General features: G+C 66.3%; 11 protein-coding genes and 1 riboswitch. Of the genes, 9 read left to right on the plus strand and 2 right to left on the minus strand.

Going from position 1 to position 14212, the window contains the following annotated elements:
* Nucleotides 1-49: 49 nt before the first annotated feature.
* The 3 genes from metK (at nucleotide 50) to B552_RS0121410 (ending at nucleotide 4077) form a co-directional block, all read left to right on the plus strand.
* Entirely contained in the window at nucleotides 50-1213 is a 1164-nt protein-coding gene (gene metK, locus B552_RS0121400) for a methionine adenosyltransferase (protein ID WP_019451103.1), read from the plus strand.
* Nucleotides 1214-1343: 130 nt separating this feature from the next.
* The gene (locus tag B552_RS0121405; RefSeq protein WP_019451104.1) at nucleotides 1344-2237 is read left to right on the plus strand and encodes a Kdo hydroxylase family protein; all 894 of its coding nucleotides are present in this window, start codon (nucleotides 1344-1346) and stop codon (nucleotides 2235-2237) included.
* Between the two features lie 157 nt (nucleotides 2238-2394).
* A complete protein-coding gene (locus tag B552_RS0121410) occupies nucleotides 2395-4077 on the plus strand; it encodes a GMC family oxidoreductase N-terminal domain-containing protein (RefSeq protein WP_019451105.1) in 1683 nt (560 codons plus the stop codon).
* Between the two features lie 67 nt (nucleotides 4078-4144).
* On the opposite strand, the gene B552_RS0121415 is transcribed toward B552_RS0121410, so the two are convergent.
* Nucleotides 4145-5686, minus strand: a complete 1542-nt coding sequence (locus B552_RS0121415; RefSeq protein WP_019451106.1) for a methyl-accepting chemotaxis protein — start codon at nucleotides 5684-5686, stop codon at nucleotides 4145-4147.
* Between the two features lie 198 nt (nucleotides 5687-5884).
* The gene (locus B552_RS0121420) at nucleotides 5885-7570 is read right to left on the minus strand and encodes an acyl-CoA dehydrogenase family protein (protein WP_019451107.1); all 1686 of its coding nucleotides are present in this window, start codon (nucleotides 7568-7570) and stop codon (nucleotides 5885-5887) included.
* Nucleotides 7571-7798: 228 nt separating this feature from the next.
* Nucleotides 7799-7900: riboswitch (TPP riboswitch) on the plus strand.
* Between the two features lie 98 nt (nucleotides 7901-7998).
* Here B552_RS0121420 and thiC point away from each other — a divergent pair.
* From thiC to B552_RS0121455, 6 genes are all read left to right on the plus strand, one after another.
* Nucleotides 7999-9882 (plus strand): phosphomethylpyrimidine synthase ThiC, encoded by a 1884-nt coding sequence (gene thiC / locus B552_RS0121430; RefSeq protein WP_193352208.1) that lies wholly within the window; start codon nucleotides 7999-8001, stop codon nucleotides 9880-9882.
* Between the two features lie 169 nt (nucleotides 9883-10051).
* A complete protein-coding gene (locus B552_RS0121435; RefSeq protein ID WP_026035906.1) occupies nucleotides 10052-11263 on the plus strand; it encodes an FAD-dependent oxidoreductase in 1212 nt (403 codons plus the stop codon).
* A 12-nt stretch (nucleotides 11264-11275) separates the two neighbouring features.
* A complete protein-coding gene (gene thiS, locus B552_RS0121440) occupies nucleotides 11276-11473 on the plus strand; it encodes a sulfur carrier protein ThiS (RefSeq protein ID WP_019451111.1) in 198 nt (65 codons plus the stop codon).
* Between the two features lie 9 nt (nucleotides 11474-11482).
* Nucleotides 11483-12331, plus strand: a complete 849-nt coding sequence (locus tag B552_RS0121445) for a thiazole synthase (protein WP_019451112.1) — start codon at nucleotides 11483-11485, stop codon at nucleotides 12329-12331.
* The gene (locus tag B552_RS0121450) at nucleotides 12328-13458 is read left to right on the plus strand and encodes a thiamine phosphate synthase (protein WP_019451113.1); all 1131 of its coding nucleotides are present in this window, start codon (nucleotides 12328-12330) and stop codon (nucleotides 13456-13458) included. Before B552_RS0121445 ends, B552_RS0121450 begins: the two co-directional genes overlap by 4 nt.
* Nucleotides 13459-13734: 276 nt before the next feature.
* Nucleotides 13735-14169, plus strand: a complete 435-nt coding sequence (locus tag B552_RS0121455; protein ID WP_019451114.1) for a PaaI family thioesterase — start codon at nucleotides 13735-13737, stop codon at nucleotides 14167-14169.
* Nucleotides 14170-14212 lie beyond the last annotated feature (43 nt).

The raw sequence follows: 14212 nt of genomic DNA on the forward strand, positions 1-14212 counted from the left end.
TCGTTTCCCCGAGGCTGGCACGCAATAGCCAACCTGGAGAAACCAGATCGTGTCGAACGATTTCCTCTTTACTTCGGAGTCTGTCTCCGAAGGCCATCCCGATAAAGTAGCCGACCAGATTTCGGACGCCGTCCTGGACGCAATCCTTGCCCAGGACAAGTACGCCCGTGTGGCGGCCGAGACGCTTTGCAACACCGGCCTGGTCGTGCTGGCGGGTGAAATCACGACGACGGCCAACGTCGACTATATCCAGGTCGCACGCGACACCATCAAGCGCATCGGTTACGACAACACCGACTACGGCATCGACTACAAGGGCTGTGCGGTGCTCGTCGCCTACGACAAGCAGTCGCCAGACATCGCCCAGGGCGTGGACCGCGCCTCGGACGATTACCTGAACCAGGGTGCAGGCGACCAGGGCCTGATGTTCGGCTACGCCTGCGACGAGACGCCGGAACTGATGCCGTTCCCTATCTACTATTCGCACCGTCTGGTGGAGCGCCAGTCGCTGCTGCGTCGTGATGGCCGCCTGCCCTGGCTGCGTCCGGACGCCAAGTCGCAGGTGACCGTGCGCTACGTGGACGGCCGCCCGCACAGCGTGGACACCGTGGTGCTGTCGACCCAGCACGCGCCGGACATCTCGCAGGCCCAGATCCGCGAAGCCGTGATCGAAGAGATCATCAAGCCGGTGCTGCCGGCCGAGATGCTCAAGGAAACCAAGTACCTGGTGAACCCGACCGGCCGCTTCGTGATTGGCGGCCCGCAAGGCGATTGCGGCCTGACCGGCCGCAAGATCATCGTCGACACGTACGGCGGTGCCTCGCCGCACGGCGGCGGTGCGTTCTCGGGCAAGGACCCGTCGAAGGTGGACCGCTCGGCCGCCTACGCCGCCCGCTACGTGGCCAAGAACGTCGTGGCCGCCGGCCTGGCGCGCCAGTGCCAGGTGCAGGTCAGCTACGCGATCGGCGTGGCCCGCCCGATCAACGTGACCGTGTACACGGAAGGTACCGGCAAGATCTCCGACGAGAAGATCGCCGCGCTGGTACTGGAGCACTTCGACCTGCGTCCGAAGGGCATCGTGCAGATGCTGGATCTGCTGCGTCCGATCTACGAAAAGACCGCTGCCTACGGCCACTTTGGCCGCGAAGAGCCGGAATTCTCGTGGGAAGCCACGGACAAGGCCGCCATCCTGCGCGCAGCCGCCGGCCTGTAAGCGCCAGCCGCCCGAGTGCAGGACAGACCCCGCCGGTCCATCAGGACCGAGCGGGGTTTTTTGTTGATCTGGCTTCACCTGACAATGCGCGCCGCAGGGGTAGAATCCGGTCCAAACCGAATTTAATGGAATGGCCATGTCCCTGGATCTGATCCGTACTCAGCCCTATACCGACTGGTCGCCCGAGGTCTCGCCGGAGACACAGGCCGCGCTGCGCCGCGAGCTGGAGCAGGGCGCCGTACTGTACTTCCCGAACCTGCAATTCCGTTTCGCGCCGGGCGAGGAGCGCTTCCTCGACAGCCGCTATTCGGACGGCAAGTCCAAGAACATCAACCTGCGCGCCAATGACCGCGCCGTGCGTGGCGCGGCGGGCAGCCAGCAGGACCTGACCGACCTGTACAACCTGATTCACCGCTACGCCGAATCGAGCGAAGCCCTGATCCGCGCGCTGTTCCCCGAGTACGGGCCGCACATGACGCGCGCCGGGACGTCCCTGCGCCCGAGCGAAATTGCCGGCCGCCCGGTGAGCTGGCGCAAGGACGACACGCGCCTGCACATCGATTCATTCCCGTCGAATCCGCTGCTTGGCAAGCGCCTGCTGCGCATATTCCACAATATCGACCCGCAGGCGCCGCGCGTATGGCGGGTGGGCGAGCCGTTCGCCGATTTCGCCAAGCACTTCGTGCCGCAGACCCACGGCATGTGGCCGGGGCAGGCGTGGCTGATGAAGACGCTGCACATCACCAAGCGCACGCGCAGCGAATACGACCACCGCATGCTGCAGCTTCACGACCTGGCCAAGGCTGATCTCGATTACCAGAAGACCGTGCCGCAGCAGGAATTCCAGTTCCCGCCCGGTTCGACCTGGATCGTGTTCAGCGACCAGCTCCTTCATGCGGCCATGCGCGGCAAGGCGATGATGGAACAGACCATCTACCTGGACCCTGCCGCCATTGCCGACCGCACGCACTCGCCCGAGGCCGTGCTGTCCAGGATGCTTGGCAAGCCAATGCTTGCAGCCTGAGTTTTTTCGCGGCTCCCCGCCCCGCTGCGGGAAACGCCGAGGCGGGTGGTGCGGCGATAGCCCGCTTCACCACCCCCGCACCAGCGCCTAAACTGGATTTTCGCGGCACGCGTCCGCCGTAGATTTGCTAACGGACACCGGACACGCGAGGAGACAGATGGAAACGACCTTTGACTATCTCGTCGTGGGGGCCGGCTCGGCCGGCTGTGCGCTGGCCGGGCGGCTGGCCGACAGCGGCGGTGAAAGCATCGCGCTGCTGGAAGCGGGATGGCACGATCATCATGTGCTGGTGCGCACACCTGCGGCCGGCAGCGTGTTCCCGCAGCGCGCCAGCGTGCGCAACTACGGCTACCAGACCACTGCACAAAGCGCTCTTGCCGGACGGCGCGCACATCAGCCAGCCGGGCGTGGCCTGGGCGGTTCGTCATTGATCTCGGCGATGGTCTACACGCGCGGTCGACCTGCCGATTACGACGACTGGGCTGACTCGGGCTGCGATGGCTGGTCCTGGGACGATGTGCTGCCGTATTTCCGGCGCGCCGAGTGCAATGCACGTGTCGCCGGTCATGACGACGATCCACTTCATGGCGGCACCGGACCGCTTCACGTCAGCGACCTGAGGTCGCCCAACCCGTTCGGCCAGCATTTCATCGATGCGGCCCAGCGCGCCGGCATCCTGCGCAACGACGACTTCAACGGCGAGGAGCAGGAAGGCGTGGGCTGGTACCAGGTCACGCAGCACAACGGCGAGAGATGGAATGCCGCGCGCGCCTATCTGCACGGCGGCAATGCCCGCAACCGCGCCTGCAATGGCGGGCGCGGCCACCTGCATGTGCTGACGGGTACCCAGGTGGTGCGCATCCTGTTCGAAAAGCGGCGCGCGGTAGGTGTAGTCGTGTGGCGTGATGGTCAGGAAGTGGAACTGCGCGCGCGCCGCGAGGTGATTGTCTCGGCTGGCGCAATTGGATCACCGCAATTACTGATGGCGTCAGGCGTGGGCCCCATCGCACATCTGGCCGAGCTTGGCATTCCGGTGGTGCATGACCTGCCCGGCGTCGGCGCGAACCTGCAGGACCACGTGGATATCGGCGTGCACAGGCGCGTCAGTGCATCGGAGCTGTTCGGCCTCTCGCTGGGCAGCGCGTTCCGTTTGATCGCCGAATGCCTGCGCTACCGGCGCGAGCGCATGGGGATGATGACGTCGAACCTTGCCGAAGCGGGGGCATTCGTGCGCAGCCGTGCCGGCCTGCCCGAGCCTGACCTGCAGTTGCGCTTCGTGGTGGGGCTGGTCGACGAAGCCACCGCACGCATTCGTTTCGGCCACGGCTATGCCTGCCATGCCAGTGTGCTGCGCCCACGTAGCCGCGGCGTGGTGCGGCTGGCTTCGCCTGACATACGCGATGCGCCGTCGATCGATCCGCGCTATCTGTCAGACCCGCAGGACATGGAAGACCTGCTTTCCGGGCTGCAAATCGTGCGGCGCATCCTTGCGCAGGCCCCGCTGGCGGCCTTTGGCGGGCATGAGTTGAATTCCGGGCAACTGCGCCTCGATGGCAGCGATGACGACGCGGCACGTGCATGGATTCGCGAGCACGCGGGCTCGGGCTGCCATCCCGTTGGCACCTGCCGCATGGGCATGGACGCGATGGCCGTGGTGGACCCTCAACTACGCGTGCGCGGCGTCGAGGGCTTGCGCGTGGTGGATGCATCGATCATGCCGACGCTGATCGGCGGCGACACCGCCGCCCCGGCGATCATGATCGGCGAACGCGCCCATGACCTGATCCGCTATGCGCCGCATGTGACGTTGCGGATCCGCGAGACCGTGGCGGCCGACTGACCACACCGGCCACCACGTTTTCGATCGGTCAACCGAAGCGGTCAACCGAAGCGGTCAACCGAAGCGGTCAACCGCGCATCTGGAACTGGCCCACCATCTCGCGCAGGCGGCCTGCCTGCTCGTCCAGCGACTGCGCAGCCGCGGCGGCTTCCTCCACCAGCGCCGCGTTCTGCTGCGTGACCTGGTCCATCTGTCCCACCGCGTGGCCCACCTGCTCGATGCCGGCGCTCTGCTCCTGCGAAGCGGCCGAGATCTCCGCGATGATGTCCGATACCCGCTTCACTGCCTGGCGGATCTCGGTCATCGTATTGCCCACGCCATGCGCCTGCGTGGAGCCCGTGCGCACGGTTTCCACCGAGGCCTCGATCAGTTCCTTGATTTCCTTGGCCGCGCTCGATGAACGCTGGGCCAGGCTGCGCACCTCTCCGGCCACCACGGCAAAGCCGCGGCCCTGCTCGCCCGCACGTGCGGCCTCCACGGCGGCGTTCAGCGCGAGGATGTTGGTCTGGAATGCAATGCCTTCGATCAGGTTCGTGATCTCGGCGATGCGCTCGGAACTGCTGCTGATCGCACCCATCGTGCCCACCATCTGCTGCACGGACTGGTTGCCCTCGTCGGCCACCAGCGCAGCATTGGAGGCCAGCGACGATGCCTGGCGCGCGTTCTCGGCGTTCTGGCGCACGGTGGCGGTCAGCTCCTCCATGCTCGATGCGGTTTCCTCGAGCGATGCGGCCTGCTGTTCGGTGCGCGACGACAGGTCGATGTTGCCTGCCGCAATCTGCGCGGCGGCCACGCCGACCGAGTCGGTGGACTGGCGCACCTCGCGCAGCGTTGTCGCCACGCGGTCGATCAGCGCGTTGAACGACTGCGCGGTCAGGCCGATCTCGTCGAGCCGGCCAACGGGGGCGCGATGGTCGAGGTCAAGCGTGCGGTTCACATGCTCCAGCGTCCCCTGGATCTGCGCCAGGCTCCCGCTGATCCGGCGGTAGAGCGTCAGGGCCATGAAAGCTGTGAGTGCAACGGCGAGCACGATCACGGTCAGGAACACGCGCACTGCCCACGCGTGCTGCGCCTTGTTGTAGGCCACGGCATCGGCACCGAGCTTGGTGTTGTACTCGAGGTGGTCGTCGATGGCCTTGCGCAGCGCCGTGGACGCCAGGTGTAGTTCGCCAGCCGTCAGCATTTGCTGTGTGGCGGCGTAGTCATTGCTGTGGGACCGTTCGAAGAGCACGGCAAACTGGCCCTGATAGCGCCTGGCGGCCGCGCGATCCGCTTCCAGCAGCTTGCGGTCCGTGTCGTCCGAGATGTCTTCGCGCTCATACTTGCCAAGCATGTCGTCAAAGTGCTTGCTGGCAGTGGCCAGCGTGGCTTCGGCATCGGCCTTGCCCTTGGCGTCCTCGGTGATGGCATGCCGGTACAGGGCGATGCGCATCGCGCCAATCGCGTTGTTGACGGCGTTGAGGTCGCGCACGCTGCCGAGCGTGTTGTCGTTGAAGTACTCGAAGCGTTCCTCCGCCTGGTTGAGCTGCCAGATGCCGCCAAGTCCGACAAAGAGTAGCGCGAGTAACGCGAGGGAAAGTGTAAGAAGGAGGCGTTTGGTGATGGTCATGTGCGTTCGCGGCACACGCTACTTGGCGCATGCCGTCCGTGGTGGCGACTTGGTTTTCGCAGCGGGCCGGCGGCCCGTCGCCATGACGTTTACGGCAGCGTTGATATCCCCCTGAAGGTGGGGACGCTGCAATAAATACTGCAACGCAGCATTCGTGATGCGATCTCCGCACCTGGCGGGTCGGCAGGTCCGCAGGGCTCAGCCCGGCCAGGAGCGATCCGCAATGCACGCCAGCGTGGCGGCGTCCGCGTCCAGCGTGCCAAACACGCGGCCATGCTGGCGGCCGAGCCTGCTTGCCACGAAATGCCGGGCGGACTCGGCATTGCCATGCGCGATCATCAGCGCCGCCTGCGCCGTCAGCACAAGGCCCTGCGCGAAGCGGCGCGCACTGGCCTCGAGTTGCTCGGCCGGCCCGCGCAGCATCGCCTGCAACGATGCCAGTTCCGCGCGCACTGCGGCATCGCCGTTCGACAGCCGCGCCAGATCCTGCAGGATGCGCACACCGTCGTCGGGATTGCGCTGGAGTGCGCGCAGCACATCCAGGCACATGATGTTGCCCGAGCCTTCCCAGATGGAATTGACGGGCGCTTCGCGGTACAGCCGCGCCATCGGTCCTTCCTCGACATAGCCGTTGCCGCCCCAGACTTCCATGGCCTCGCCGGTGGCTTCAAGTGCGCGCTTGCAGATCCAGAACTTGGCCGCAGGCGTCATCACGCGTTTCCACGCGGCGGCCAGCGCGTCGCCATCGGCATGCTCGAAGGCATCGGCCAGCGCCATCATCATCAGCGTGGCCGATTCGGATTCCAGCGCCAGGTCGGCCAGTACGTTGCGCATCAGCGGCTGGTCGGCCAGCAGCCTGCCGAACGCCATGCGGTGCCGCGCATGGTGGAGCGCCTGTACCAGGCCCGCACGCAGCAGCGCGGAACTACCGATCACGCAGTCGAGCCGGGTGTTGGTGGCCATCTCGATGATCGTCGGGATGCCGCGGCCTTCCTCGCCGATCAGGATGCCCGTGGCACCGCGGAACTCCACCTCGCTGCTCGAATTGGAGCGGTTGCCGAGCTTGTCCTTGAGCCGCTGGATCAGGATCGGATTCTTGCTGCCGTCGTCGCGGAAACGCGGCACGAAGAAGCAGGACAACGGGCCATCCACCGCACCCATGCGCGCCACCACCAGATGGGCGTCGCACATCGGCGCCGAAAAGAACCACTTGTGGCCCGTCAGCGCATACTCGGCGCCCCGGCCTTCGCCGCGCACGGGCAGGGCCACCGTGGCGTTGGCGCGCACGTCGGAGCCGCCCTGTTTCTCGGTCATGCCCATGCCGATCATCACGGCGGTCTTGTCGCGCCACGGCAGGTCGCGCGCATCGTGCTCGGGCGTGTAAAGGCGCGCTTCGAGATCGCCGAACAGCGCGGGCTCCTTGCTCAGCACCGGAATGCTCGCGAACGTCATCGTGGTCGGGCATAGCGATCCCGATTCGACCTGCGCCTGCAGGAAGTAGCCGGCCGTCCGCGCGGCCCAAGCCCCCGCACGCGGCTGCGCGAATGGCAGGGCCTGCAACTGCTGGCTGCGCAGCAGCGTCAGCAGGTGATGCCACGACGGGTGGAACTCGACCCTGTCTATCCGCTCTCCGGTACGGCTGTGCGTATGCAGTTCAGGGGTGAAACGGTTGGCGTCGGCGGCCCAGCCCTGGACCTCCGGGTCGCCCAGCCGCGCGCCGAACGCGGTCAGTGCATCGGCATGCCATGCTCCGCCAACGCGATCGAGCGCCACAAGCAGGCCGGGGTCTGATTCGAACAGGTTGTAGTGCGCCAGGTCGGGAACCTGGTTGAACACCGCGTGGGTTTGCGCGCTACCGGGATCGACGGCGGATGTGGCGGTCATGGCATCTCCTGAGGGCGGAAATCGGGCAACGGGCCAGCCTGCTGGAAATCATGGTACGGCAACGCGGGGTTCGCAACACTCCCAAACTCGCCCGCAAGAAGTGCCAGCCGGCACACATCTGCGCCGATCGTGCGCCGCAGCACGGCGATTCCGATACTGTGGCGCATCACAGATGCAACTGATTTTTGGCTGGCGCGGGGCTGGGGCTTGTGCTTAAATTCACCCCGTTGGATGAAACAGGGGTGCCGTTCGGATGGGCCGGGCGGCTGAGAGAGTCCCTTCGAACCCGATCCGGATAGTACCGGCGTGGGAAGTTTCAAACAGAACCGAATTGCTCTAGTCCCGCAACGGGACACCGCCGCCGGCCAGGCCTCGCGACGGACCTCACAGGGCTCCTGGTTTCGTCCATCCCCGCATGAGAGAGGACGATACCCATGGCCCGTACTGCCCCCGCTGCTTCGTTTGAATCGCTCGAAAGCGATCTCGACCAGAAATTCGCCTACCCGGCTTCCAGCAAGACCTACATCAACGGCAGCCGCCCCGACATCCGCGTGCCGATGCGCACGATTCTGCAGACCGCCACTCGCACCGAGAAGGGCGAAATGCAGAACCCGCCGATTCCGGTTTACGACACCTCGGGCCCGTACAGCGACCCGGACGTGCATATCGACCTGAAGGCCGGTCTGCCGGCCGTCCGCGCGAAGTGGATTGAAGAACGTGGCGATACCGAAGTGCTGTCGGGCCTGTCGTCCGAATACGGCCTGGCACGCGCCAACGACCCCGCCACCGCGCACCTGCGCTTTGCGCAACTGACCAACCCGCGCCGCGCCAAGGCCGGTGCGAACGTGTCGCAGATGCACTACGCACGCAAGGGCATCATCACGCCGGAAATGGAGTACGTGGCGCTGCGTGAATCGCTGAACCTGCAGGCGCTCTACGACAAGCCCGAGTACAAGGCACTGCTGCGCCAGCACCCGGGCAACGCCCTGGGCGCCGCGCTGCCGCTGCGTCCGGAAGACATGACGCCGGAATTCGTGCGTCGTGAAGTGGCCGCCGGCCGCGCGATCATCCCGGCCAACATCAACCACACGGAACTGGAGCCGATGGCAATCGGCCGCAACTTCCGCGTGAAGATCAACGGCAACCTGGGCAATTCGGCGGTGACGTCGTCGCTGGCCGAGGAAGTGGAAAAGATGGTGTGGTCGATCCGCTGGGGCGCGGACACCATCATGGACCTGTCCACCGGCAAGCACATCCACGAAACGCGTGAGTGGATCCTGCGCAACTCGCCGGTGCCCATCGGCACGGTGCCGATCTACCAGGCGCTGGACAAGACCGGCGGCATCGCCGAGGACCTGACCTGGGAAATGTTCCGCGACACGCTGATCGAGCAGGCCGAGCAGGGCGTGGACTACTTCACGATCCACGCCGGCGTGCTGCTGCGCTACGTGCCGCTGACGGCCGACCGCGTGACCGGCATCGTGTCGCGCGGCGGCTCGATCATGGCCAAGTGGTGCCTGGCGCACCACAAGGAAAACTTCCTGTACACGCACTTCGACGAGATCTGCGAAATCATGAAGGCGTACGACGTGTCGTTCAGCCTTGGTGATGGCCTGCGTCCTGGCTGTATCGCCGATTCGAACGACGATGCCCAGTTCGGCGAACTGCGCACGCTTGGCGAACTGACCGACAAGGCGTGGAAGCACGACGTGCAGGTGATGATCGAAGGCCCGGGCCACGTGCCGCTGCAGCGCATCCAGGCCAACATGGACGAAGAGCTCAAGCACTGCTACGAAGCGCCGTTCTACACGCTGGGGCCGCTGGTCACCGACATCGCGCCGGGCTATGACCACATCACCAGCGGCATCGGCGCCGCCAACATTGGCTGGATGGGCACCGCGATGCTGTGCTACGTCACACCGAAGGAGCACCTGGGCCTGCCGGACAAGGAAGACGTGCGCGAAGGCATCATCACGTACAAGATCGCCGCGCACGCCGCCGACCTCGCCAAGGGCTGGCCGGGTGCACAGTTGCGCGACAACGCACTGTCCAAGGCGCGCTTCGAGTTCCGTTGGGAAGACCAGTTCAACCTCGGCCTCGATCCGGAGCGCGCTCGCTCGTTCCACGACGCGACGCTGCCTGCCGAAGGCGCCAAGATCGCCCATTTCTGCTCGATGTGCGGGCCGAAGTTCTGCTCGATGAAGATCACGCAGGAAGTGCGCGACTACGCGGCATCGCTGCCGGAAGCCGAACGCGGCATGCAGGAGAAGTCGATCGAGTTCGTGAAGACGGGCTCGAAGATCTACTCGTAAGCCGAAAGTTCTAGCGGGAAGGGCGCGGCCGCAAGGCCGTGCCCGGCAGTACCAGCAGCACCTGCAGTACCCGAGTCCCGCGCGCGGCGCCCCCACGCGGCGCGGCGGTATTCACCCAACCGGAGGCCGGACGGCGCGTACATCTTTCATGCCGCCGGCATACAAGCCCATGACAGCAGTACAGTCCTTCGATGTCGCCATCCTCGGCGCCGGCCTGGCCGGGCGGCTATCCGCCTGGCAGCTCGTGCGTGCGGGCGCCCGCGTGGCGCTGATCGAGCGTGGCGGTCCCGACGGCAGCGGCTCGGCCGCACACGTGGCAGCGGCCATGCTGGCGCCGCTGGCGGAATCGGCAATCGCCGAACGGCGTATTGTCGATCTCGGCATGGCCAGCGTCGATCTCTGGCGTACCTGGATCAGCGAGTTGCCCGAGCCTGTGTTCTTCCAGGAAGACGGCACGCTGGTGGTCTGGCACGCGCGTGACCGCAGCGAGGTGTCGCTGTTCACGGGCCGCATGCGTGCGGTGGCGCCGCCCGAACTCGTGCAGCAGCGGCTGCGCGCGCTCGACGGCAACGGCGTGGCGCAGGTCGAGCCGGCGCTGGCCGGGCGTTTCCCGCAAGGGCTGCTGCTGCAGGGCGAAGGACAACTCGACAACCGTGGTGCCTTGCGCGCGCTGCTGAGCTGCGCGGTGGCCGAAGGGCTGCACTGCGTCTGGGAGGCCGGCGACATCGATGCCGACGCTTTGCCCGCGCTCGGCATTCGCGCGGGCGTGGTGCTGGACTGCCGTGGCCTTGGCGCGCGCGCCGCGTGGCCTCAACTGGCTGGCGATCATGGCGTGGCACTGCCGGGCCTGCGTGGTCTGCGCGGCGAAGTGGTGCGCGTCCATGCACCCGACGTGAAGCTGCATCGTCCCGTGCGGCTGCTCCATCCGCGCTATCCAATCTACATCGCACCAAAGCCGAACGATCTCTACGTGATCGGCGCCACCGAACTGGAAAGCGAAGACGAATCGCCGATGAGCGTGCGCTCCGCGCTGGAACTGCTCTCGGCCGCCCATTCGCTGCACCCGGCGTTCGGTGAGGCACGCGTGCTTGAACTCAACGTGCAGCGCCGCCCGACGCGCCCCGATCACCTGCCCGCGATTCGCGTCGACCAGCAGGCACGCGTGGTGCGCGTCAACGGCCTGTATCGGCATGGCTGGCTGATCGCACCTGCGGTGACCGAAGCGGCTTGCGCCGTCGTGCGCGCAATGCTCGGTGGCGACCCGGCCGCGCATGCCGTGCCTGCCGCGCTGCGCTGGCCCGGCATGATCGAGACCGTGCAGGAGGCGGGCATCGTCATGCCGTCGTTATCGGCCGAAGCCGGTAGCGGCTTGCTGCATTAATAGACAGACACCATGGAAATCCTGCTCAATGGCCGACCGATAGAACTGCCCGATGCCGCCACGCTGGCGGACGCGGTGACGGCGGCAGCCATCGCACCGCCGTTTGCTGCAGCAGTGAACGGCCAGTTCGTCCCGCGCACCCGTCATGCGGCCACGCCGCTGACCGTGGGCGACCAGATCGACCTCGTGCAACCCGTGACGGGAGGGTAAAGACCTCTTATGACATTCGAACCTGCTGAAACCCTGCGCGACCCGTTCGTGCTGTATGGGGAATCGTTTGCTTCGCGCCTGCTGCTCGGCACGGCGCGCTATCCGTCCCCGGCCACGCTGCAGGCCGCGGTGGAGGCCTCGCATCCGGCCATGATTACGGTGGCGCTGCGCCGGCAGACCGCCGTGGGCAGCGGCGATGGCCAGACGCTCGGCGGCGAGACCTTCTGGCAGATGCTGCGCACGCTGGGCGTGCCGGTGCTGCCCAACACTGCGGGCTGCTTCACGCCGCAGGAAGTGATCAACACGGCGATGATGGCGCGTGAGGTGTTCGAGACCGACTGGATCAAGCTCGAACTGATCGGCGACGACTACACGCTGCAGCCTGACACGCTGAACCTGCCTGCCGTGGCGGAGACGCTGATCAAGGAAGGCTTCAAGGTGCTGCCGTACTGCACCGAGGACCTCGTGCTGTGCCGCCGCCTGCTCGACGTCGGCTGCCAGGCGCTGATGCCGTGGGCCGCTCCGATCGGCACGGGCCGTGGCGCGGTAAATCCGCACGCGATGCGCACGCTGCGCGACCGCCTGCCCGACACGCCGCTGATCGTCGACGCTGGCCTGGGCCTGCCGTCGCACGCGGCACAGGTGCTGGAATGGGGCTATGACGGCGTGCTGCTCAACACGGCCGTTGCACAGGCCGCCTATCCGGTGAACATGGCGCGCGCGTTCGCGCTGGCCGTGGAAGCCGGGCGCACCGCGTACCTGGCCGGACCGATGCCCGAGCGCGAGGTGGCGCAGGCCAGCACGCCCGTGGTGGGCATGCCGTTCTGGCACGCCGAAGGCGCGGAGGACCGCGCATGACACGTCAGGGAGTTGCGGCGCCAATCGACGCCGCGCTGTTCGAAGGCCTGATGCAGCGCTTTGGCGCGACATTCGGCCGTGACGAAACGCCGTGGCGCGCATGGCCGGCAGCCAATGCGCCGGCTGTGCTTGATCGACATGACGTGGTGCTGTCCGACGGCGAGGCCATGGGCGATCTGATCGATCGCGTGGCAGCGGCTAACGCCGTGCTGATCGAAACGGACCGTGAAGGCGGCCGCTGGATCGACACGGTGCGTTCGCCGATGGGCACGTGGGTGCTCGAGGTGCAGGCCGACGATGACACGCCGCATTCGCCCGGCTTTGCGGCGGTGCTCTGCGCGGCGTTGTCACTGCATTTTCCGGCGCACGATGCGCTGTGCATCGCACGTGCCTGGCGGAGTGGTGCTACTGCGTGGCCGGACGAATTCGCGCGTTTCCCGCGCGTGCGGCACGCCGCGCTGGTGTCGCCCGATCAGGCGGCGCAGCCGTTTGCACCATGCCCGCCCGATCTTGGCCTCTACGCGGTGATGCCGACCGCCGATTGGATCGAGAAGCTCGTCCCGCTGGCAGTGCCGACCGTGCAGCTGCGTTTCAAGTCGGCCGATGCCGGGGCGGTGAAGGCCGAAGTGCAGCGCGCCGCGCAGGCGGCAAAGGGCTCGCAGTCGCGCCTGTTCATCAACGATCACTGGCGCGTGGCGATCGACTACCACGCGGCCTGCGGCGGTGACAGCGGCATTTACGGCATTCACCTCGGGCAGGAAGACCTCGACGAGGCCGATCTCGACGCGATCCGCGCATCGGGCCTGCGCCTTGGCGTATCCACGCATGGGTATGCCGAGATGCTGCGCGTGGCCGCGATCGCGCCGAGCTACCTCGCGCTCGGCGCGATTTTCCCGACCACGACCAAGGTCATGCCGACCCAGCCGCAGGGGATGGGCCGCTTCCAGTCGTACGTGGCGCTGATGAAGCCGGTGATTCCGTCGCTGGTCGGTATCGGCGGCGTCAACGCGGGCAACATGCATGAAGTGCTGGCCGTGGGCGTCGGCAGCGCGGCCGTGGTACGCGCGATCACGGAGGCCAGTGACGTGGCGGCAGCCGTGGCAGGGCTCAATGCATTGTTTGCCTGATCGACACTGATTGAACGGCTTTACCCTCTCCCCCGGCCCCTCTCCCGTGCGGGAGAGGGGAGACCACCATCGGTATTTGAAATGCTGCGGGTTTGCTCCCCTCGCCCGCTTGCGGGAGAGGGGTTGGGGGAGAGGGCCAGCGCTTCAACACCTGACAGTTTGGGCGCTAACCGGCCACTCCGGCTGGCCGCGCCCGGACAATCCGCATATCCTCTCCGATCATCATCAAAAGGATCGAGGTTCCGCCCTACGGAACCCTGTAGAGAGGAAACAGCAGTGAACGAGATCGTCCCCGCCGCCCCCGGCACGCCTGACAAGCCCTATTTCGGTATCGAGATCCCGCTGATGCGCCTGCTGGGCCTGCAGCCGGAGCACATGGAAGACGGCTTGTGCCGTACTCGCCTGCCGGCCAGCCCGAATGTGGTGAACAGCCGTGGCGACGTGCACGGCGGCACGCTGATGGCGGTGCTCGATTTCACACTGAGCGGCGCAGCGCGCTCGCACGCGCCACTGGAAATCGGCGTGATTACGATCGACATGTCCACGCACTTCCTGGCCGCAGCACGTGGCGAACTGACGTTCGAGGCCCGCACGCTGCGACGTGGCAACAAGATTGCATTCTGCGAGGGAGAGGCCCGCGACGCATCAGGCACCGTCTGCTGCGTGGCTCGCGCGTCATTCAAGCTGGTGCAGCTTGCGGGCGGCAATTAACCAGAAAGCTGTGGGACGCTCTCAGAATGAAGCAAAGCGGTTC

The organism is Cupriavidus sp. BIS7, assembly GCF_000292345.1.
Classification (GTDB): Bacteria; Pseudomonadota; Gammaproteobacteria; order Burkholderiales; family Burkholderiaceae; genus Cupriavidus.

Coding starts and splice junctions, on each gene's coding strand:
- B552_RS0121405 (WP_019451104.1), top strand. CDS start 1,344: ATGGCCATGTCCCTGGATCTGATCCGTACTCAGCCCTATACCGACTGG.
- B552_RS0121410 (WP_019451105.1), top strand. CDS start 2,395: ATGGAAACGACCTTTGACTATCTCGTCGTGGGGGCCGGCTCGGCCGGC.
- B552_RS0121415 (WP_019451106.1), bottom strand. CDS start 5,686: ATGACCATCACCAAACGCCTCCTTCTTACACTTTCCCTCGCGTTACTC.
- B552_RS0121420 (WP_019451107.1), bottom strand. CDS start 7,570: ATGACCGCCACATCCGCCGTCGATCCCGGTAGCGCGCAAACCCACGCG.
- B552_RS0121435 (WP_026035906.1), top strand. CDS start 10,052: ATGACAGCAGTACAGTCCTTCGATGTCGCCATCCTCGGCGCCGGCCTG.
- thiS (WP_019451111.1), top strand. CDS start 11,276: ATGGAAATCCTGCTCAATGGCCGACCGATAGAACTGCCCGATGCCGCC.
- B552_RS0121445 (WP_019451112.1), top strand. CDS start 11,483: ATGACATTCGAACCTGCTGAAACCCTGCGCGACCCGTTCGTGCTGTAT.
- B552_RS0121450 (WP_019451113.1), top strand. CDS start 12,328: ATGACACGTCAGGGAGTTGCGGCGCCAATCGACGCCGCGCTGTTCGAA.